This window comes from Arachidicoccus sp. (assembly GCF_050436765.1).
Lineage (GTDB): Bacteria > Bacteroidota > Bacteroidia > Chitinophagales > Chitinophagaceae > Arachidicoccus.
Genome location: NZ_JBNQGD010000306.1, coordinates 19,386 through 41,172 on the forward strand (window position 1 = coordinate 19,386; position 21,787 = coordinate 41,172).

A 21,787-nucleotide genomic window follows, 5' to 3' on the forward strand; every position below is an offset into this window, starting at 1 on the left:
ATAAATTATTTGTTTAAAAATTCTTCTACAATGTCAACGGTATAAGTTTGTCTCCAATCGTTGTTCTTTAAACTTTCTATTGCGCCAAGGTATTCGCCGTGCCCACCAGGTAATATTACAAGCTCAGCGTTTGGAATAGTGCGATAAATTTCCACTGCGTGTTCTACACTTCCTACATCATGGGTTGCATTTATAATTAATGTAGGTAGATGAATAGATTTAATTTGCTCATCTGTCCAGCCTTTAAAATTTTTCATGCGTTGCACATCTTTATCAAACGAATTTTGAAATGCTTCTTCATTATCATTTACCCTAAAAAAACCGTCGCGCAATGCTTTAGGCATCATTTCTATATGTACATTTTCAAATCCGTTCCAGAATTCCTCTGGCACCGCTTCTTTTTTATAAAATGCGGAAGCAATAATCATTTTATTTATTAAAGACGACCGATGCAGAGCAAGCTCAATTAATGTTTGGCCGCCATTACTGAAACCTAGAAAATCTGCTTTATTGATTTGCAAATAATCGAGCAATGCAGTAACATCATCGGCATCCTGTTTAAAAGATAAATCTGAATGGCGGTCGCTTGTTCTGCCATGCGCTTGCAATTCCATGGCAATGATTTTCCTGCGCTTTGATAAGTGCGGAATAATATTTCCGAATGTAGTTTGGATAGTAGAGCCTCCGCCATGTATTAAAACCAATGGCAAATCACCTTCGCCGTAAATTTGATAATACATACACAAACCTTTAATATCCGCGTAACCATTTTGAAAAGAAATATTATTTGCCATTTTGTCCATTTTTTTATCGACCAAATTGTCTAAGATGAAGTCGTTGTGTTTATAAGAGATTAACCCTATTGGTCACGATTTATTTTCCCCAAAAATGAATATTTATATTCGTGATTGTCACCTAAACTTACATAATTCTCAATGGAATTAATCCATTGTGTTTTTAAAAATGGCACTTCATCTGTTACCTCTTCCTACATTCTAAGTTCGAGAAGCGTTCCTATATTAGGTTTTACGAATTATTCGTTTTTCAGTAAATTTTTCAGTGGGATTTTGCCGAATAACCGTCGGACTAATACCTGCTTTAAATTCACTTTTCCGGAAATATATTCATCCCAAACTTAAGGCAGACGATGTTTAACCAATTGGTGAATACACATTTTCCCTAAAGCCTTTTGCTGTCTTTTTAGTGCAAATTAATTCGAGCAATTAATCCTTCCGGAACCTGTTTAGCATACATTGTTTTCATTCTTTATTCTTTACTGAGCAACACTTTGTACTTGTGCTTATTGTCAACGATTATCCAGATTTCAATCAGCAGCAAAATTCCTGCAATCAGCAACGCTGAAGGCATGAAGACAATGTTGTGTAAAATAATTCCCATGAGAACAGGTAATATCACAATCGCACCTAATGCTCTCGTTCGAGGAACAGCAAATAAAACACCTCCGATGATTTCGATAGTCCCGACTAAAGGCATAAGCCATCGGATAGTCATAAACGCTTCCATTACTTTTTGCATTTCGTGACTCATTTTCGGGTCATTCCCCATGTGGACAAACTTGGTCATACCTGCAAATACGAACATCAGTCCGAATAAAAGACAAACAGTGAATTTGAAGATTTTCATAATCTAAATTTTAATAAATAATATTTTTATTCCATTGAAAATAATCCGAAATTATTGCCTTCCGTATCTATGCAAAGAGAAATAAATCCCCATTGCCCAATAGAAAACTTCGGTTTAAGGACCGTCCCGCCTGTGGCTTCCACGCGGCTCTCTTCCGTTCTGCAATCTGTGCACGGAAAATACACCATCGTGTTTACGCATTGACCATCACCTTCCTTCGTACCGGGCATTTCTATCTGTGCGCCGCTTACATAATTGCCTTCATCAACGGGTGGTGTAAACATCGACATTTTGAAGGAGTCATTATTGTCGGAGGGCGGCGCTGGCGCATCGTGAAATTGCGTACCAAGCACCGTCGTGTAAAATTTTTTAGCGCGTTCGATATCCTTCACATGAATCTCGAACCAGCAGATAATATTTTTATTCATGGCATCTTTTTAAATGAAAATTAAATAAGGGTTAATGCTTTTCCGTATAAGTTTTGAATCGATTTAAAACTGATTGGCAGAATTTTTCTTGAAGAATAATGTCTGTCCGCTCTTCTGGTTCAAATGTTTCGCACACGACAGTGCAGTTATCTGTTCGACTGAATACAATTACTGATCTTCGTCCGTCATCTTGCGTACTTTCAATATATTCGAATGGAACAATCTTATCATAAGTTCCTTTAAAATCGAAGCCTTCTTTCCTGTCCAGACTTTCCATCCTGAAATTGAATAAACCTCCCGGTGCAATATCATTCTCAGCCTTAGGGCAACGCCACCCATCAAAAGGAAGATTCCATTTAACTATATGCTCGGGTTTGGTCCAGTAGTTCCATACTTTTTCAATATCTGCTGAAACACTTATTTGAGCTGTAATATTTTCTGTATGGATCATAACTATAAGAATTAAATAAGAGAATGATTTTTATATTGTGAGATAAAGAATTATATTTTTCAACTGATATATGGTGTTTTGTATGTACCACCGCAAAATTGAGGCATTCTCCTCGCCTAAGTGTGTCAACGCCCGGCGTCTCAAAATTAAATATAATTCCTGCATAACAACCAACTTTAAATTATTACTGACGAAAGTGCAAAACTTTACTGAATCCTTCTGTATATCTAAATATTTTTAAGTAGCTGAAGCAATATCTGAAAATAAAATTCTTTTGGAGACTATCAAAAAAAGCGGTGAAAACACAGCTATAGATAGGGGTGCCTGTTTTACACATTAGTCACAAATTGCAAAAAAGCAATTTAAGCTTAAGCAGAGCCTCTATGAAAGATTATAGGGTTTAAATACCTCATAAATCAACTGTTTCAGGACTAATCACAATATCAAAGATCTAAAGAGTGAGTCGCTGAAAGTGAATGCAGATAATCATGCTGATTTTACACTTCGTATCCAAAAGGCGAATTATTGGATAGACGAATACATCATACCTCTCAATTCGATTTTGAATATTGATCACCCGCAATCCGTTGTTAATGCCATCATCCAGGTACAGCGCTATACCAGCGAAAAAAGAATATTGGCAGAAAACTATGAGCTTAAACGGGAATTTGAGAAATTGTATGGATGCGCAGTTAATGCAAAGGTTGAACTGGACAGGACTTTGAGCAGGCTGACCAGGGAACTGCTACCTCTATTAGAACGGATCAAAAGCGATTCAATCATTTTAAGCGGGTTTTACCACTACGTCGAAAATGTAGATCAGTCAGAAAATTATATCATTCCCTTACCCTCACTGTTAAAAAAGGTGAAAGCCAATGTAATTTCTAAAAACTTTGGAAGCGAAGCGGCTTTTTTTATCGATCAGTTCAGTTACCAGCAGAAAGAGGTATTTTACAGTGAACAGGCTGAGGAACTGGAGTGGTTGCCGGATGCCAGCTATTTTAAAGAGCAGATCATCTTGCAAAAAGAAATCAAAAACTTTTATCAATGGTGTTTCGACGCTTTGCAACAACATACCAGCAACATTACGCTAGCCAAATATTTTACGGTTTCAAACCTGATCTTGGAAGAAGATTTTGTCGCTGAATACGAGGAAAGCCCGCGCTTTGAGATCCAACTGTCAGATGCCATCCTAAAAATGCCAAAAGTTAAAATCTATGAGAAGTTATCCGATTGAACACAAGGAGATCGTCACACAGTTATTGGACGGACGGTTCATCATTTACCCGAGTCCCTTATTTGCAACCCTTCAGGAGCAGGAAGACGATTACGCCGAGTTTTTCAAAGAATCACACGGTTTTAAACTGCATATGGATGCTGAATTCGCTTACCTGTCATCAGATGAGATAACGGAACGGCGAACACGGGACTTCACCCTATTTCTGGCCGTACTCTGCCGGGGAGCTGGATTATAGTGGGCGGAATTTCAGGGATACGGTAGAATTGGGCAGCTTTGATATTAACGAGACAGAACAACTGTTAAAGCAATCTTCTAAGTGGGAAATATTGGAAAAAACCACGGTCAACGACTTCGATACCTTTATTAATGTCTGGAGCAAAAAGAACGTCTTAAAAAAGACCGGCAACCAATTCAGGTTCACAAAAGCCGTAAAGTTGTTTTTTGAATTTGCTGTGAATGTCGCTAATGCAAAATTGAAAGAGCAGCAAGCCCAGTAATTAATTAGTTGGAGTAAAATGGGACCAGCATCAGCCGAACAAAAAACAAGTTATTTGGAACGTAAAATTTCAAGGGAAACATGTCTATCGCAAAAATAATTGAATCCAACACGCCCAGCTTTGATTTGTGGGACAGGCAACTGGACGAGCACTTCCATGCTCAATATCATCCCGGTGATATCAGTAAAGAAGAAAATGAGCGTATATTTTTCCAGACTAATGAGTTGTTAATGGATATTGCGTCCAACTTTTTTATCTATGGAAAATTTAAGGATAAATGGGATACCTCAAAATGTCATCTGAATTTTTCAGGTCAAAACTTGCTGCTCAAATCCGAAAAAATGACTCTGACCTTTGATTGGGGGCTGCAAGGTAATGAGTTTTATATGGATGTCTATATCATGTATCCGGAAAATCTAAGGTACATGACAGACGATTTCTGGCTAATGCTTTTAGAACTAAAAAGTATGGGAACTTTTGAATATTCTGGTTCAGGTTATCTTACTGCAAAGGAGCGCCCTTTCTTTGAAAATAAAACAAGTACCATATTTCAATTACTTAGAAACTTTATGCTATACTAGGTCGAGAAAATGGACGGAACCAACTACCAGCAGCCCTCTAGTATGGATATTGGGCAATTTACCCTTAAATGGGACGCGAATACAGCTTGGCCGGAATTAATTGAAAAATCAAGTAAGGCTTTCAAATTACTCTACTCGATCAATTATCAACTTTGGAAAATAGATGATTTAGCAAAGAAAAAGGCGGCGAAATCAATTTAATGCCGCTGGGATTACTTGGTGAAATTCATCTATTTATTTACCTGTACATACGGATTATCATTCTTCATCCGCCATATTTCGTTTTTTCTGCTATAAATAAAGGTGATGCCCGGCAGTTCATTTACTTCTGAAAAATCAATATTTCCGTTATCTTCCTGGATAACTCTTCGGTCAGGGCTCATGAGATATTGCTTACCGTTAATTTTCTTGGCAACCAGTATCCGGGTCCGCTCGTGTACATCATCAAACGTAAAGTTAGGTATGGCTTTAATGATCGTTTTTTTACTTTTCGCATTGCGGCTCAGCGTATCCAGCCATTCACCTGTACTAGCGGAGACCAGACAGTCGTAATTGTCCTTATTATTGACTAGCTCTCGCTTATATTCACTGATGCTGCGGCCGACAAAATCTCCATCCAGGAGGTCGCCTAATTCATTCGCCGCGGCCCTTGATCGAATGCCTGCCTGGTAGATCTTTACCTTTTCTATGGAAGGCAAACCCGCTTCAACCAGTATAGCCAGTTCTTCCACTGCTTCGGCTTCTGCTTCAAATTCATGATTCAGTAGTTTCTTGCTAATGCCATTTAATACCCACGGCAAGGAAAAGGTATAGAGCTTAGTGATCACATCGAGCGCATGATCTAAAGACAAGATGCCGGATATGGGCGTGCCAGTAAGCCATCTAGTCCGGATCGCATCAATATCATCCGATGTGAACAAGCCCCGGTCGTCAGCAAATACATTGACATCCCTGATCTCCTCTTCGATGTCCCGCAGCATATTTATTTTGGTTGCAATACTTTCATCATTAAGTAAGTAAGCCTGAACTATTCCGGTCAAAACAGGTAGTTTTTCTTCCAGGCTAAGGTCGCTGTTCAGGGGAAGTCCAGACTGCACGATAGCAAACCACTTATTGCGGTTAGCACCGACTTTTTCAGCGATACCTTCAACCCTGGCAGTCAGAAATTCGGCTACCTGTTGAGCAGAGATCGTTTCAGATTTATCAGCCTGGATGGCAGCGAGCGACCTACGGAAGAAATTTTCGGTCCAGGATACATCTACCGGGCCATCCGGGTTGTTGACCAGCAACAGGGATAAAAGGGTATCATCTATCCAATCCAGAATATCTTCAATTGCTTCAGCTTTTTCACCAATTTCATCGACCCGGTTTTCCGTGATCAGTTGGATCAACAGGTCAAAATCGGTATCTTGATCTTCCGCCACATCCTTTAAAGTTTCAATCAACGAGAGAATTCCGCTTTGGGCCAAGTCAATTTGCCCTTTATCAAAATATGCTCTGACCTCATCCTGTTTTTCTTCACGCCTTCTGCGGTTCATGCCGTTGGTGTCCAGCGCAACCAGTATCTTGCCCTCATGGTCTACATAGGCACGACCGGCACGGCCCGCAATGTTCCAGAAATCCCTCGCGGTAATTTCCGAGCCGCTTTGAAACAGCGTCGAAAATATAACCGTAGAAACACCCAAGTTTACACCTTGCCCAAGGGTGGAGGTAGAAATGATCACCAGCGGACGATCCGAGCGCATCAGACGTTCCAGAGGAAGACGGACATCGCCATGAAGATCGGCATTATGACACAATATCCCTTTGCGGGCAAAGTTAAGCCAGCCATTGTTTTCGCCGTAAGCTTCAATACAGGCAAGTTCAAAGGCTCGCCAGTCGTTCCGGCTTTTCCATGGGTGGTTAGCGGAATCGGCACCCAACGTTCTCAGGTAGGAATTAGCCATCACAAATACCGATGCCTTTAAGCCCACAAAAATGAGTACCGGCCCAAAACTCCTTAATTTATAAGCAGTTGCAGCAACCGCATCATTTTTATCTTCCGGGAAGTACTTTTCTACGTTTTTACGCTGATATTTTACCCTGGGTAGCTGTTCTGCCACAATAAAACGGCGGTTAAAGGACGCCCTTTCCTTATCCTGGCTCTCCCAATTCAAATTAACTACACCGTTGTTCCATTCCAAAATGCCCAATCGTTCGTCTGACGGACGCCAGTTTTCGCGGTAAACGGTATCGTTCGTACCGGTCAGCCAAGTCGCTATATCATCCGCGTTGGGTAATACGGCCGAAAGCAGCAGGAAACGTCCGTTATTCTTTTCGATATAATACCGCAGTTCTTCATAAAATATCTCATTCATGATCAGCCGCTTATTATCACCTAACAAATGTCCTTCATCAATGATCGTCAGGCTGATCTGGTTAGCCAGGTCATTGTTGCCCCGGAGAATAGCCTTTGCTTTTTCAGGTGTAGCGATAATAACCTGCGCTTCCTCAATTGCCAACTCATCCAGCTTACTGTATAAACTCCCGCCATACAAATGGGACACGGCGATATTGGAATGTTCGAAAACCCGTTCGAGGTTACTTTCCACCTCAAAGGCCAATGACCGGAACGGCGCAATATATAAAATCTTTCCATCGGGGTTTTGTTGCATACCATGTAGGATTGCGATCTCTGCGATTCTTGTTTTACCGCTGCTGGTAGGAATACTCACCACGCATCCCGGCGCATTCATATCTAGTACCTGAGCAAGCGACTTCCGTTGGGTTAGAAAGAGTTCATAAATACCACGCGGTTCCATAAAAACCAGCGAACGGATATAATTGCGTACCTGTATGTCCTCGGTATCAAAATAACCGCTCAGGACATTCCAAAGTGAAGCTTCGTTGAAACCATCAGAGATTAGTAATAGCAAACGTACTATCCACCAGATGCCAGGATCGCCTTCCAGCGCAGCTATCTCCTTTCCATTGATTAACAGTGCGCGCGCTTCCTGTAAAAAATCATTATCACCGGACTCATAGAATTTGACAAATCCATCCAGTGCCCTAGCAATGATCGATTCATAGATCTTGTTATTATTAAGATCTTCTTCATACTGTTCTGCGAGGTAGCTATCTTGGTGTTCGCTATCCAAAAGAATTGTGTAGATCGTATCATTTAGCAGGCGAAAATTGCGTTGCAGGAAATAGCGGATCATCCGCCCGATCACAGTCGTCGCCTCAAATTTCGTGATCAGGATAAAAGCCTTCGAATATTGAAATCCGACATAATATGCCATAGAAGCGATTACCCCGTAATAATTACTGGTTGCTTTTTGATTGACCAAAGGAGCATGAACGGCTTCCAGTATTGAAGCACCTTTCTCAAGTGGCGCTATTGCATCTCCCAATAGTTGATTTTCAGCATAGCTGCAACCCAGGTTTAAATAATGAAATGCCAGCACATTCAAGTTATCATCCTGTATGGTGTACGGTGGAAAATTTCTGCTTTCCTCAGACGTATTGAGCAGGATATACCGGGCATTTGCCTGTGCGATCAGGCTTTGTACCACCCGGTCTTCGTCAAGCCTCTGCAAGCTCGCTTGTATAATTTCATTATTCATAATTCATCGGGTTTAGCCAGCAGGTCTTTTGCTTTTTGAAATGCTGCATTGATCAGGTCAGCAGGTGCTTCGATACCCGCTGAAATAAAGACAAGCGCCGGGTTATCACAGCTGAAATTGGTGGTTACAAATTCTGGCGTACGTGAGTTACTCAGCAGCAGGCCTGCATATCTAAGGTTACCCTTGGTCTTGATCTCGGTCATCAAAAAATTTTCCAGTAAACGGCCAACTGCCTCCGTCGCCGGATCTTTAAATAACACGTCCACTAAGAAAGAGTAAGAGATCGGCAATTTGTCTTTACCCAAAGATGAACTGAGTTCCGTCAGCACAGCCCGGTCTGGCACACTTCTGAATTTTGCTTCGCCCAGAAATATGCGCAGGTCATCATTGCCCTGGTCATCTTTTATCAGATCTATCATCAATGAATCGTCTCCCTTCATCGATTGATCCACATTTGGATTATATCGGAACTTATATGCCTTAAATAAATTACGGTCAGCCTGGCAACTATCTATATACTCGATCAGCATAACTTCCGTTCCATTGCCCTTCTTGGTGCGGTCAGCCTCCGGCAACTGGCGGTGCTGTGCTGCGTATAGCGGAAAACCCACTCTTTCGTAAGCCCTTTTCAATCTTTCCAATTTATCGGGGTCGTAATGGTGATCAATTATTTTATGGGCCAGCCAATCAATAAGCGCATTGTCGTCGAGATCTGTTTTTTCAACCAGAGAACGGTGGCATTGTGTCGCGGTAGGTGCGTGATCAGTACAGGAAAAATAAGTATCAAAAATATTTGGTGCTATAGGGTGTTCACCAATCAGGTCGGCTTGTGAAGGCATAGAATTAAGGTTTTAAGGACTAAGTTAGGCATTTTTTTATTTCGGATGGCATTGCCTCCGACCCGTGCTGTCAGCTGTATCTTTCTTTCTTAAATGATGCCGCTGCCATCTCTAATGCGGCCGTTACCTGACAATAGGTTCCCTGCCGTTCATCAATTTTTAGGCCCCAAAGCAAGCGTCTGCCTGCCGGATTACCAGAGTATTACCCGTATCGGTCCGTACCCATGCGCCATATCAGCCAATCCTTCTCGCCCTCCGGCGGGCAGACCCTTACTTACACCCCTTATCAGTAGCTATTTTTTTGAAGAATTAAGCTTTGGCGGCAAAAGCCGTTATGGTAACCATAGCTTGATCTATCTTGGCCGGGGCATCAACCATGTATGGACCTACGGTATGAATTACAGCTTTGGCGTTACTGGTGGCTGTTATGGCTTATCAGTTTACGGCAAACAATTTAAAAGCCGTGAAGACGCACTGAATTTTGCCCTGATTGAATTAAAAAATATGATGGTTAAAAAGATAGACAGCACCGATACGACCAACGATAAACAACCGGTCATCCTGGCTACCCTGCGTGATATTGAAAAGACGTTGGTTGGCATGGTTCAACTAAGTTTATTTTAACCATTTAGCGCCGAAAATTGTTTCTATCTCCAAGATGAGAAAGAGCGGAAAATTCGAAGGATATATTTATTTTTGATTAATAAACCTATCGTGTCCCATGCCTGCTGCACAATATTTCCGTAAACTTTCATTAATCCCAATACAAATTTCATGACTTTTCGGGAACTGCTGAGAGATCATTCAGCCAATATCGCTTTTATTGTCGGCAACGGGATTAACCGATATCAAGAAAGCCCTGATGGTATTTCCTGGGATCAATTATTATTGCGCTTATGGCAAAGGTTTGCGCCCAATGTCTTTGAATCGGTACCCCAGGGAATAACCATCACTGAATTCTATGACTTGCTGGATTTGGCCAACCAGGAAAATCCTAATCTCCCATACGAAATTCAAAAAGAGGCAGCGAGACACTTAGGCGGTTCTTCCGGACAAGCTCACCACCTCGGATTTATGCGAAAGGCGCGGGAATTGAACGCCCCCGTACTCACCACCAATTTTGACCTTATCCTGGCCGAAGGGCTCGGGCTAAATCTATACAACATGGATAAGGGCCGTTTTACCGACTTCTATCCATGGTCAAGCTATTATAATGACCATCCGATCCAAGACCCTGCCGCCGATTTCGCCCTTTGGTTTATCAACGGCTTCATCAAGTATCCACGAAGCATCCGACTGGGGCTTTCACAATACATGGGATCAGTGACCAAAGCAAGAGATTACTTGCACAAAGGCACTGATGCCAATTTATTTAATGGGAAGGGCCGGCATCTTTGGCCGGGCTACCAAACCTGGCTGCATGTCATTTTCAATAAAGACCTTTGTATTTTTGGGTTAAGCCTCGAAGAAAACGAAGTGTTTATCCGGTGGCTGCTTATCGAAAGAGCAAAATATTTTCGGATGTTCCCGGAAAGAAGAAAGTTGGGCTGGTACGTTGCCCCAAGGATAGAGCAGCCGGACAACCGGATCGTTGGTAAACATTATTTTTTAAATAGCATCGGGTTTGAATTGATCGAAACCAGCGATTATAATGAGATTTACCGGGATGCCTGGGTAGCCTGAATAATTTTAAGTATGAGCAAAACGAAAACCATCATAAATCCCGAAGCCGTTCACTCGGCAATCACGACATGGAGCGGGTTTGTTTACCAAGGAAAGCTGGCCTTATACCATACCCTGATCCTATTGGGGAAAGACAAACAATCAGATACCCGTTTCCTACAACTGGATAGCTTGGAAGATTTTGCTGTACTCGATGCCGGCAAAAAATGTCTGTCCATGCATCAGATCAAAGCTTATAAAACGCTATACTATTCCGGTTATAAAGCCGATTTTGAGCAATTGGTTACCAAAGCTGCCGGAGTCGGATGCGGTGACTATAGCTTTCACATGACAAGGGAGATTAAAGATAAATCCACGACAGATATTGAGGCGGCTCATCCTGCGATGAAAATTTATAAATACAGTGATGGAAAGTATTATTGCCCCTTAGATAAAATAGATGAATTGCTGGAAGAAGCAATTAAAACTTATTATATAGCAAGAGAACCTGAACTTGACTGGAAGATCAAACCCGATTATCTCACGATCACCCGTAATGTATTGGAGGACGTCATACAGGATAAAGTGATTAAAATTCACCAAAAGGTTCATCTGAGCCAGGGGTCAGACAATTTCAATGCTTATACAGAAGTGATACCCTTTCAGAGTTTTATCGGACTGCTTTCGGAAAACCTGATTGCCAGGGCTTCCGGTAAGGCGTATTTCTTTTTCCTGATTAAAAGGGATCTTAATGTTTATCACCAGGAGTTTTGCGTGGAATGCAGCGAAAGCATGGATGACACCAACAGGAAAAAAATGTACAAATACCTCCGCTATATCAATATGCTGACGGATGATCAATTGGTGAAATTCATGAGACGCATCATTCCGCAACGCAAATTCATCTTTAACAATATCTTCGATTACAAACACCACAATACCAACACTGAGGAAATGAAGGATGCATTTTTTGCAGCGCTCAGGCAATTCCGGCTCATCGAAGATTTGCCTGCAAGTCCGTTCGGCTGGAAAGAGGAACCCTCCGCATTTTTAATACCTACAACCATCAGCAGGCCCCAGCATAAAGCTTTCGACGTTTGTGAAGCCATTATTGAAAATGTTAAAGAGACAGACCTCGACCTGCCTTACCAAACCAGTAATCTGATTACTGCCCAGATTGATGTCCCTTCAGTATATGGCTCTCTTCAAAATATCATTACACATGCCCCGGATGATGATACAGCTGAAGCGCCTGAGGATAATATCATCCGCTGGAAAACTATATCCCTTACCTCTATCGAAAAAGCTAAAACGATCATCAAATGAAAGAATATATTTACGACCTCTTTACCCAATTTGGATTCCAGGCCCTGCGGTATGAGGCTATCGACCTGTTTACTTTCACAGAAGAATCTGACAAAAAGGTTTATTGGGCGGTCGTTGAATGGGAAAACCTGGAACAGATTGCGGAACAGTCTGCCATATTTTCTAGTTGCCGGGAATTGGTGAACCAGCCCGAAATCGACAAAAACCTGTCTCTGGTCATTTTGATAAAATTAAATGACATCGAACGTATCAATGCCGCCAAGTCTGCGATAATCAAGGTTGAAGAAAACCCCTATTATTTTAAAAAATATGTAATCCATTATGCGGATACCGAGTACGAACAAATTAAAACGCAGCAAGGTGAAAAAACAGTCTTAGAATTTCTTACCCAGCAAATTGTTAGTGCCGATTGCTTTAAAACTTACAAAAACGAATACCGGGCGACCATTTGGCAATCCTTGGTTTATCGTCTGGCATTAAAACTTCCTTTCCTACCGATTACGATCAAAACTAATAAAGGTTTGGCTTCCCTGTTTGAAGATAACCAATTAAAGGTAGCCAGTAAAAACCTGAAAATGCTCGACGATCGTTTATCAGGTGAATTCGCTGAGCTTTCGTCAAAACAGATCGAGGAACAATCAGCTGACGATATCCTGAATAAATTAATTCCAATCATTAAGTAATGGCTATCAAGATCAATAAAATCAAGATTGAAAACTTCAAAGTGTTTTCGTCTTTCCTGGCGGAATTTACAGACACGGACCTGGTAGTGCTTGATGGACCAAACGGATTTGGAAAAACCTCGTTTTATGATGCCGTAGAGCTACTCGTAACAGGTAGTATCCGCCGATATAAAATATTACGTGAACTCCTCATAGACGGAAGAAACACGTATTTGGAAAACCCCTATTTGCATTCAGGTAATCCGGGTGGGGACATTTTGATCAAAGCCGAATTAGCCGTAGACGAGGAAACTTACATAATTTCCAGGCTTTGCATCAATGGTGATATTGCCCCCGATACCTCTTTTACCAATTTTAAATTATATCGTTATACTGATTTTGATACTATCGAAGGCGAACTGGTCGAAAATGAACAAGACTTTTTAGCAGCCATTTTTGATAAAGACTACAAGGCCAACTTCGAGTTTTTGAATTATATAGAGCAAGAGGAGAATGTACACCTGCTCAAAAACACGGAGAAAGACAAAAAATTACTGATCTTACATTTGTTCAACGTATTGGAGTTTTCTAACCAAATTGAAAAATTCGACGCGGTTCGGAAAAAGCTACTGGATTTATGCAATGCAGAAGCTGCTAAGGAACTACAAAATAGTTTAACGCAAATAACCGATCTGAAAAGGGGCTTGAAGGAGATCGGTTCTACCGAATACCGGCAATTGTTTCCGCAAGCCCAGCATTTATGGGACCAACAGCAAATCAAATTTAGTGATGGGATCTATACGGTTTGGTTTGGGGAGGATGGTGATATTTTCCAACTCCGCAAGTTACTTGAGCATAAGTCGGCATTCCAAGATTTTCGCTTTAACAAGCGGGTCAATGATATAATAACGGCAGAAGATAGCCTAAAAGAGTTTTTACAGTACGGCCATTTTATCAGAGATAAGGAACGTTTGCTAACCATCGAAGCCAATCAATTGGAGATCGAAAGGTTGATTACCTATTTCGAAGGCATCACAACATACAATCTTAGTGGCTCATTATTGAATATTCCACAATCTCTTCAAGATATTATTAAAGAAGTTAGCGAGGAAGCTTTATTATCTTATCAGGCCGCTCTTAATAGTCTACGTACGAAACGGGACAATTCTTCCAATCTCTCAAGGATATTAGCAGACTTGCAGACAGCCCGAGAACAACTGATCCAAAAGTTCCGGTCCTATCGCGAGCATACACATGACACGGATGATCAAACCTGCCCCCTGTGCGGCTATCAATGGCCGGAGGGTGAAGATGAAGAAGTTAATAATCTTTTCGCTCATATCGATCTGCAAACAGCCGCTTTGCAGGAAGCCGTCAAACAAAGCGATGATGAGACTACGGACAGCTTAAAAGAATTCCAGGAACGCCAGATCATTGAAATTGCTGCTATACTTAATAATTATTCACAGCAAAATCCGATTGATGCAAATTTCGTTGCCGGTATAAAAACCTTAGAACTGAACGCATTCGAACGCCGTGAAAAAGCATTAACAGACTTGGACATAAATTTCAGCACTTTTTTAAGTACTGCTCCATCGTTGTCATCGGAACTCCTTCTGGAAGAAATCGTAAAGGAACTGCGCAGCAAATTCAGAGAAATCGATCCCGAACTACAATTAGCCGAGCTGGAAGATGTTTACAGCCGCTATTTCCGCAATAATGAAGATTTATTTCAAAAGCTTATTCTCGAAGATATTGACCGCAAGATTCAATACATCGATTGGCAATACGCGATATTTCAAAATGAGTTGATCCAACGTTACGAAACCAAGGTAACCGAAAGCCAGGCGCAATTCAACAACGCCAAATTAGCCGTAGATAAAATAAAAGCTTTGATCGATGTCTATAAGACTTCGCTTGATAATTACAACAAAACACTTATCAGAGATATTGAGATACTCTTTCATATTTATTCTGGCCGGATCGTGCAGGATTTTCAGGGTGGTTTAGGCTTATTTATTAAGGAAGACAAAGGTATCAAGTTCCTGACCGACCCTACAAAAAGTTATGATGCCGTATTTTCAATGAGTTCGGGTCAACTGGCCGCCCTCATGATTTCTTTTACGTTGGCACTGAATAAAAAGTATTCGAAAAACAAGATATTATTCATAGATGACCCTATACAATCTATGGATGAGCTGAATATTGCCGGACTGATAGAGGTATTGCGAAATGATTTTGATGATCGTCAAATATTTATATCGACCCACGAGGATATGATGTCTACCTTTATGCGTTATAAGTTTGAGAAATTCAACCTCAAAACCAAGCGCATCAACATGAAAACAGCATTAAGCTGATCCATTAATTTGATAATTTTTACCAGGCATGACTAAATATGATTTCAGCGCATTAAATGATAAAGAGTTCGAAGAATTTATCTGCGAACTGATGAACAAGCATTACCTGCTGGAATTGCAAAGCTTCAAGCCTGGTAAGGATGCTGGCATAGACTTGCGCTGCTCAACATCTAAAAACAACAATGCCATCGTAGTGCAGGCTAAACAGTATTATACAAAGTTTAACGATCTATTCAGTAAATTAAAAAACGAAGAACTAGCCAAAGTCCAGAAACTAAATCCTGAACAGTACTGGCTTGTCACATCATTGCCGCTTTCTGCTGCAAATAAAGATGCGATTGCAGCATTATTTAAAGGCTTTATGCCAGATGCCAATTTTGTCCTTGGACGAGAGGATCTCAATAAATTGCTAAATAAACATAAAAGCATTGAAAAAAACTGGCTGAAACTATGGCTTTCCAACACCTCTGTACTCAAGCGCATGCTGAATAATGGGATATATAACCGTTCAGAATTCTATGAGGAGAAGATAGTCAGGACAGTAAAATGTTACGTGAAAAACCATTCGTTGGACGATGCGGCGAAAATCCTCAAAAAAAATAAATTCCTGCTGATCACCGGACAACCCGGTGTTGGGAAAACCACCTTGGCGAATATGGTAACCTATCAGTTTTTAGCGCAGGAATATCAGCTAGTTTATATCAATAAGGATATTGCCGAAGCGGACGATGTATTTACAAAGGATAAGGATGCACGGCAGCTTTTTTATTTCGATGATTTCTTAGGTCGAACCCACCTTGAACTGTTAAATCATACCGGGAGCAGCGAAAGTTCCATTGTTAATTTTATTGAGAAAATTCAGTTTTCCAGGAATAAATACCTGATTATGACCACGCGGACCACCATACTAAACGATGCGCGAGAGCACTTGGAAAAGATACGGCAGGCGCGACTTGACCTCAACAAACAGGAAATCAGGCTTTCCGACTATAATCTGAAAGATAAGGGTCAAATCCTCTATAATCATATTTTTCACGCAGACATAGGTTTGGTCTATAAGGAAGTCGTATTAAAAGATAAAAATTACTGGAAGATCATCAGGCATAAGAATTATACGCCGCGCCTGATCGAATTTATCTGTAAACCATACAATATTTCAGAAATTGAACCATCGAAATATTTGTCTTTTATCTTAAACGCACTGACTTATCCGGAGTTGATTTGGGAACATTCTTTTACGAAACAACTACGCGCGGAAGACCGTTTCCTCATCGGTAGCCTTTATAGTTTCGGTAACCATTTTCGATTTATCAACTATCGCTTTGACTCACACATCCGTCTCGATTGCCTTGAACTGGGATACAATGCCCGAGTTAATTATGAGGTTAAAAACAATGGTCACACCCGATCTACGGATAGTTTTAATAAAAGCTTAAAACACTTGCTGGATGGTTATCTCTTAAGTTATGTCGAAAAAGATACCAATGTCATTATGCTGGGATTTATTAATCCTTCCATCGACGATTTTTTACTGCAATACTTTAAACGTAGCAATGAGGAAAAATGGAAATTGGTAAATGGCGCGGCCTATTTAGCCCAATTGAAATTTTGCTATAATAAATTATTCAGTTTTACGGACCTTGGGTTTGATATCTATGAAAAGGAAACACTGGCCTTTCTTCAATTTATCAATAAAGATCCTAATCATTTTAAGGCAACTATTCATCTAGATAGCGCATATCCTATTGCCTACCAAAATGCATTTAACTGTGAGTTAGCTGAGCTTTATTACGATTTGAAATTCACCGAGGAAATCAATCTGGAACTTGATCCCCTGATCATTAGCCTGGTTTCGAAGGTCGACCTGAATGATTTGAATAATTCCGCTTACGACATTCTGCTCAAAATCATAAAAGAACCCGGCGACTTAATACTTCTTGAAAAGTATGTGATGGATAACTGGGAGAAATTAATCATCGCGTTATGGCCACATGGCAGTAACAGCGATAAATTTGAAGAACTTGAAGACCTTTTTAAAAACTACAATCAGAACCTCCGGGCGTTCATTAATCATCCCGATCATATGAAAATGTTCTACGATGACTTAAGTACAAAGGCGGATGATGAAACGATAAGCATGATTTACAGCAATGAAGATAACATCAAAAGTCTCGAAGAATTGGACGAATTAAAAGAAAAAGTGCTTAAAACAAGAAACGAAATCTTTGAAGGATTTTACATGGAGGATAAAAGTTACGACGAATCATATTATTTCCGGGACCTTGAAAATGATGAAAAATTTACAGAAAACAGGACGCGCAAAAAGAAGCCTGTAAAAATCAATACCACACAAAAGGATAAGGAAAAAGCAGACGTGAAAGAAATGGAAGAATACGTGGAAAATCTCTTTACCATGTTTGAATAACCTAAAAAATCATGAAAAGCTGATAAAACACAGGAGTAAAAATCCTTGCCTTCGACGAATGTTCAAAATCATGAAGTTTTCGTTTCGATGTAGGTACCATAGAGCTCACCTTCGGGTCAACATGTTGGCTACTTCGATTTCCAAAATCCGTTAGATATCCTGAATTATCAAACCATACATGCTATCAATAAAGGATAACTGAACATTATCAATTGTTAGATATGTAAGTGCTGGTAACGCTTACCAACTAGACAGCCGATATCAAATATCCAGTTAATTCCTAAGTCATTAAAACCGAAAAATTGAATTATATGGGGTTTAAAGCTCTTTTAAAGAGGTAAGCTAAGCCTAAGGCGCTGCAAAAGCGCCTTGCATTTAAATTAAATATGGCGGGACTTGCCCGCCATGCTGTTAATTGAGTATTAAGGCATCCGGGCTGGTTTTGGCAAAATCAGTACAAAGTTCAAAAGCGCTTTGTCCCCTCTGCAATCCGGTATCATACATGATGCTTTTAAATTTGCTTTCTTCATCCCTGAAATTGCGGACGTTCGGAAAATAACCTGTGATACTGTTGTACGCGCCGAATAATGTCCCTTTGGTAGTAGTTTCCTGTTGGCTATTAGCGGTCATGGCGTAATCAAAAACACTGCTCACCACGTTATTATAATGGCTTGACAATTCATCTTCCCGGCCTGTTTTCAGCTTTTGGTAAGTTTCTTTATTGGGTATCATCGCTAATTGTATCAGCCTTTTAACCTGTGGGTCGGTTATCTTAACCCTTGACCATCGGTTAAATATGGCCTCCAGTTCAACGGTCAATTGGTCGGTCAGACCTAACATTTTGTGCGCGCTCTTAAGCTTTTCCTCTGCACTGGCCGTATGCCTGATACTAATTGCGTTCGTACAATTGCGTAAAGCTGCATTTAGGGTATTTGAGCACCAAATCCGAACGGGCGTAAATGCTATAGTGATACATCCTGTGCCGTTGTGGGTAGATGTCAGGAATAAATAATTGTCGATTAAATCATCCCTACCGACACGGATATGTTCGGGCAATTTGGCGGTTACAAATATCGTTTCCCCGTAACCTAATGCCCCTGCAGTCTCATACTTGATTTGATTTTTACCGCCTGCAATGCTATCGAAAAAATCAAAAGCCTGCATATTTTGCACGACTGTATAATCGCTCCCGATCTTGTCGCCTAAAATGGCCTCCGTATCAGTACGAAACGTAAAGTAGCTGTTATCCGATATGATATTTATGCCACTTGGCAAAGGGTGGATATTTGGACGCTTTATGACTTCAAAGTCCAAACCTGCTTCCTGTATCGCTTCTGCACTGGTTGCGTTCGGTGAAATGGTTTTGCCTATCATCTGCCACACTTTTGGCTTAACGATGTTATTATTTAAAGCTGTCATTGTCTTAAAAATTTGTGGTTAAAAACTATTTGCGTTTAGTGCGCAAATCCATGATTTTACTATTAATTACTTTTACATTTTTGCTATCCATAACGGTATACACCGTATTGCGCTGAACGTCCCCAATAGCATCCTGTATGTTTTTGTAATTGGTTTCAATTACTACTTTGATTAATAAATAAACCGTGTCTTTCATGGCGATTAATAATTGAAGTCGTTTAAAAACTCGGCATATTCTAACTGAAAAGCCGCCGGGTTTTCGAGGGCTAAATTTTCTGCGTAACCATCCCAAAATATTTGGTTGGTCAATTCGATAAATAACTCGTACCTGGGATAGCTGATTAAGTAAGTGATTAATGATGCCTCCTGCATTTAAAGGGGGCATTATTGTTTATTGAGGCAATACGATTGAGGCTTCAATCTCGGCCAGTTTGTCAACGCACATGCTGTTTACCATCTGTGCTACCGCCCAAATAATGGTTGGGTTTTTAGTTTCAAACTTCCTGCGGTTATCGTCCTCAATCGTCAGTACACAACCCGTGTAATAATTCGTGTCGGTGGTGTCGGCTTCGTCCCTTAACTCAACTTCAAAACTTTCCAGATTTTTAATCGTGTCCTGTAGCTTATTGCGTTGGTTGCTCTTGCGGTGCATTTCTTCAATCCACTTTAGCGTACCCTCTAAATTTAGGACGGGTTTGATGACTGCATTAACTTCCGCTTTGATCGGCTGGGCCTGTGATTGTTCCTGCGGTTGTGCTTGTTGCAGTTTATGTTCGTCCGCGTGAGGTTGTTCAACTTTAGGCGCGTTTTGGTCATTGACGGATGGCAATTTGGGTTCCACCTTTACGGGTTCATCTTTCTTTACTTCGTTCTGTTTGGCAGTTGTATTAAAGGCGGTACTTACTGGCAAATTGTTTGTTTTAGCGGTTAGGCCGTTTCCTGCTTTGTTTTCAACTTTGTTATTTTTTCCGCTTTCGATTATTGTAGTTTTCATGATTTTAATTTTAAAATGTTTTTTAACGATTTAAATTCCCTGTGACGGTTGGCGGTCTGTGCCGTGGGTCATGCGTGGGGGCGCTCTGTTTCTCCGTTTATTCATATCATTAATGCTTTTCGAAGTCACCCTCGGCATTCGCCTCCGGTGGCTTTTGGTAGGCACCCGCACCTGAACACGACGGGCTGAGGGGCAAGACTTTGCGGAAAAAAATACTACCCCGTAGCGCAGCGAAGGGCGTGGAGATTTTTTTGCAGCAAACCCGCAGGGCTCGGTCTTGACCAACAGCAACGGCGTTCAGAAATTTGCTTGCGAAAAAGCCAGTGGACTAAAATCAATGGAGGTAAAAGAGCCTTAGAAAACAGGAATCGAACAATGACCGAGGAACGAGGTCTTGTTCAAAATGCAGTGAAGCGGCTGAATGCAGGAACGGAATGAAGCGGCTGCAACTGTTGACCTAAGTGGTTAATATCGCATTGTGATGGATTAAAATTCTTCTGTACTAAAAAGAAGAAATTGTTTTAATTTTTTTTAAATAATTATTTGTTTAATAATTAAATTTGAATAGTTACTGTAATCAAGCATTACCTTGTTATTTCGGCTATTATGAATTCATTGGGGATTGGTTGACTTATGGCAAAAACAATAGTTATCTTCGAACAAGATCAGGACGTAAAAGATATTATGGAGTATGTCCTGAAAGATAGTGGCTATGAGGTTGCTATTACAAATTCAAACGTTTCTGACATAAATATTTCCAAATGTAAACCAGACCTCGTACCCCTGGTAAGTAACAGCCCTCTAATCAGCTGGACCTTTAAGGTGTTTGGAATTTATCATGGCTCCGACCTGATTGGCCTAACTGAGCAAATGGCAGCGCTATTGATCATCATCGGTCAATTTAAACCCCAGACCGGTATTGTAGGCGCCAGCATTGCTACTGCAATGTTCTTTATCACCAGTACGCTATTGATTTCTACACCAAGCACTTTAACGATTAATCATATTGGTAGCTTCAATTATCTAAGTTTGCTTGGCCTGTTTCTTTTTAAAGATATTATTTCATTAGGGGCCTCGATCAACCTGGTTGGCAAATTCGGGGAAAAGGCAAATTCAGCTTTCCAAAACCGTAAATAATCAACCCCCAAATAAACTGCAATATGAGACATTTCCCAATTCCCCAATACCACGAAGTATCTGCTGCAAATCGTAAATATTTTGATTTCTTTCGCCAAAAACTGGGAAGCGTGCCAAATTTATACAGCATGCTGGCCCGTTCCGAGAGTGCACTGGACGCTTACTACAAGCTACATGAGCATGCCCAAAGCCTGAACACTATTGAAAGGGCGGTGATAGGCATACTGGTAGCTTCACTTAATGAATCGGTGTACTGCCTGGAAACACACAAAATGATCGCCAGACTTAATAGACTTTCTGAAGAGGAAGTAAACGAGATTGTCGACGGCACCATTCTTTTCAACGAACGCTGTCATCATCTTTCAAGGCTTGTTACCGAAATCGTCATCAGTAAGGGAAAACCCAGGGAAAAAACACTTCAACGGTTCTTTGATGCTGGTTATACGACGGAAAACCTGGTCGATGTTATTCTTTGTATTGCGGACACCACATTTACCAATCTATTAACCTGTAGTAT

Annotated in this window: 22 protein-coding genes; 12 read left to right on the forward strand and 10 right to left on the reverse strand. The window is 40.7% G+C overall.

Annotated features, from left to right (window positions below; all coding sequences use genetic code 11):
* Positions 1-5: 5 nt before the first annotated feature.
* The 4 genes from ACQR30_RS13395 to ACQR30_RS13410 form a co-directional block, all read right to left on the reverse strand.
* The gene (locus ACQR30_RS13395; RefSeq protein ID WP_429735945.1) at positions 6-794 is read right to left on the reverse strand and encodes an alpha/beta fold hydrolase; all 789 of its coding nucleotides are present in this window, start codon (positions 792-794) and stop codon (positions 6-8) included.
* 472 nt (positions 795-1,266) lie between these two features.
* On the reverse strand, positions 1,267-1,644 hold the full coding sequence (locus ACQR30_RS13400; RefSeq protein WP_429735947.1) for a MauE/DoxX family redox-associated membrane protein: 378 nt from the start codon (positions 1,642-1,644) through the stop codon (positions 1,267-1,269).
* 26 nt (positions 1,645-1,670) lie between these two features.
* Positions 1,671-2,072, reverse strand: a complete 402-nt coding sequence (locus ACQR30_RS13405) for a VOC family protein (protein ID WP_429735949.1) — start codon at positions 2,070-2,072, stop codon at positions 1,671-1,673.
* Positions 2,073-2,103: 31 nt separating this feature from the next.
* On the reverse strand, positions 2,104-2,523 hold the full coding sequence (locus tag ACQR30_RS13410) for an SRPBCC domain-containing protein (protein ID WP_429735951.1): 420 nt from the start codon (positions 2,521-2,523) through the stop codon (positions 2,104-2,106).
* Between the two features lie 472 nt (positions 2,524-2,995).
* Here ACQR30_RS13410 and ACQR30_RS13415 point away from each other — a divergent pair, with 472 nt between their 5' ends.
* The 4 genes from ACQR30_RS13415 to ACQR30_RS13430 all read left to right on the forward strand — a co-directional run bounded on the left by ACQR30_RS13415 (position 2,996) and on the right by ACQR30_RS13430 (position 5,042).
* On the forward strand, positions 2,996-3,760 hold the full coding sequence (locus ACQR30_RS13415; RefSeq protein ID WP_429735953.1) for a hypothetical protein: 765 nt from the start codon (positions 2,996-2,998) through the stop codon (positions 3,758-3,760).
* Positions 3,741-3,998, forward strand: coding sequence for a condensin complex protein MksE (locus ACQR30_RS13420; protein WP_429735955.1), 258 nt, complete (start codon positions 3,741-3,743; stop codon positions 3,996-3,998). The genes ACQR30_RS13415 and ACQR30_RS13420 overlap by 20 nt, the downstream gene beginning before the upstream one ends.
* A 342-nt stretch (positions 3,999-4,340) precedes the next feature.
* Entirely contained in the window at positions 4,341-4,841 is a 501-nt protein-coding gene (locus ACQR30_RS13425; protein ID WP_429735957.1) for a hypothetical protein, read from the forward strand.
* Positions 4,842-4,850: 9 nt separating this feature from the next.
* Complete coding sequence (locus ACQR30_RS13430) at positions 4,851-5,042, forward strand: hypothetical protein (RefSeq protein ID WP_429735959.1); 192 nt, start codon at positions 4,851-4,853, stop codon at positions 5,040-5,042.
* Between the two features lie 29 nt (positions 5,043-5,071).
* Here ACQR30_RS13430 and ACQR30_RS13435 read toward each other — a convergent pair whose 3' ends face one another.
* The gene (locus ACQR30_RS13435; RefSeq protein ID WP_429735961.1) at positions 5,072-8,446 is read right to left on the reverse strand and encodes a DEAD/DEAH box helicase; all 3,375 of its coding nucleotides are present in this window, start codon (positions 8,444-8,446) and stop codon (positions 5,072-5,074) included.
* On the reverse strand, positions 8,443-9,285 hold the full coding sequence (locus ACQR30_RS13440; RefSeq protein ID WP_429735963.1) for a Hachiman antiphage defense system protein HamA: 843 nt from the start codon (positions 9,283-9,285) through the stop codon (positions 8,443-8,445). The genes ACQR30_RS13435 and ACQR30_RS13440 overlap by 4 nt, the downstream gene beginning before the upstream one ends.
* Positions 9,286-9,378: 93 nt before the next feature.
* Here ACQR30_RS13440 and ACQR30_RS13445 point away from each other — a divergent pair, with 93 nt between their 5' ends.
* From ACQR30_RS13445 to ACQR30_RS13470, 6 genes are all read left to right on the forward strand, one after another.
* On the forward strand, positions 9,379-9,909 hold the full coding sequence (locus ACQR30_RS13445; protein ID WP_429735965.1) for a hypothetical protein: 531 nt from the start codon (positions 9,379-9,381) through the stop codon (positions 9,907-9,909).
* A gap of 150 nt (positions 9,910-10,059) precedes the next feature.
* On the forward strand, positions 10,060-10,968 hold the full coding sequence (locus tag ACQR30_RS13450) for a hypothetical protein (protein ID WP_429735967.1): 909 nt from the start codon (positions 10,060-10,062) through the stop codon (positions 10,966-10,968).
* A gap of 12 nt (positions 10,969-10,980) precedes the next feature.
* The gene (locus ACQR30_RS13455; RefSeq protein WP_429735969.1) at positions 10,981-12,273 is read left to right on the forward strand and encodes an ABC-three component system protein; all 1,293 of its coding nucleotides are present in this window, start codon (positions 10,981-10,983) and stop codon (positions 12,271-12,273) included.
* Complete coding sequence (locus ACQR30_RS13460) at positions 12,270-12,956, forward strand: ABC-three component system middle component 1 (RefSeq protein ID WP_429735971.1); 687 nt, start codon at positions 12,270-12,272, stop codon at positions 12,954-12,956. The genes ACQR30_RS13455 and ACQR30_RS13460 overlap by 4 nt, the downstream gene beginning before the upstream one ends.
* Positions 12,956-15,295, forward strand: coding sequence for an AAA family ATPase (locus ACQR30_RS13465; protein ID WP_429735973.1), 2,340 nt, complete (start codon positions 12,956-12,958; stop codon positions 15,293-15,295). Before ACQR30_RS13460 ends, ACQR30_RS13465 begins: the two co-directional genes overlap by 1 nt.
* A 28-nt stretch (positions 15,296-15,323) precedes the next feature.
* Positions 15,324-17,720: a restriction endonuclease gene (locus tag ACQR30_RS13470; protein WP_429735975.1), complete on the forward strand. Its 2,397-nt coding sequence runs from the start codon at positions 15,324-15,326 to the stop codon at positions 17,718-17,720.
* 411 nt (positions 17,721-18,131) lie between these two features.
* Here ACQR30_RS13470 and ACQR30_RS13475 read toward each other — a convergent pair whose 3' ends face one another.
* The 4 genes from ACQR30_RS13475 to ACQR30_RS13490 are packed head-to-tail and all read right to left on the reverse strand — an operon-like array spanning position 18,132 to position 20,133.
* Positions 18,132-19,139 carry a DUF932 domain-containing protein gene (locus tag ACQR30_RS13475; RefSeq protein ID WP_429735977.1) on the reverse strand — a complete coding sequence of 336 codons (1,008 nt, stop codon included), beginning with the start codon at positions 19,137-19,139 and terminating at the stop codon, positions 18,132-18,134.
* 25 nt (positions 19,140-19,164) lie between these two features.
* Entirely contained in the window at positions 19,165-19,335 is a 171-nt protein-coding gene (locus ACQR30_RS13480; protein ID WP_429735978.1) for a hypothetical protein, read from the reverse strand.
* Between the two features lie 5 nt (positions 19,336-19,340).
* Positions 19,341-19,511 carry a hypothetical protein gene (locus ACQR30_RS13485; protein WP_429735980.1) on the reverse strand — a complete coding sequence of 57 codons (171 nt, stop codon included), beginning with the start codon at positions 19,509-19,511 and terminating at the stop codon, positions 19,341-19,343.
* Between the two features lie 19 nt (positions 19,512-19,530).
* Positions 19,531-20,133, reverse strand: coding sequence for a hypothetical protein (locus tag ACQR30_RS13490; protein WP_429735982.1), 603 nt, complete (start codon positions 20,131-20,133; stop codon positions 19,531-19,533).
* Between the two features lie 633 nt (positions 20,134-20,766).
* Between ACQR30_RS13490 and ACQR30_RS13495 the strand changes: the two genes are divergently transcribed.
* Complete coding sequence (locus tag ACQR30_RS13495; protein ID WP_429735984.1) at positions 20,767-21,270, forward strand: DUF417 family protein; 504 nt, start codon at positions 20,767-20,769, stop codon at positions 21,268-21,270.
* Between the two features lie 23 nt (positions 21,271-21,293).
* Positions 21,294-21,787, forward strand: a 494-nt coding sequence (locus ACQR30_RS13500) for a carboxymuconolactone decarboxylase family protein (protein ID WP_429735986.1), incomplete at its 3' end; no start/stop codon positions are given.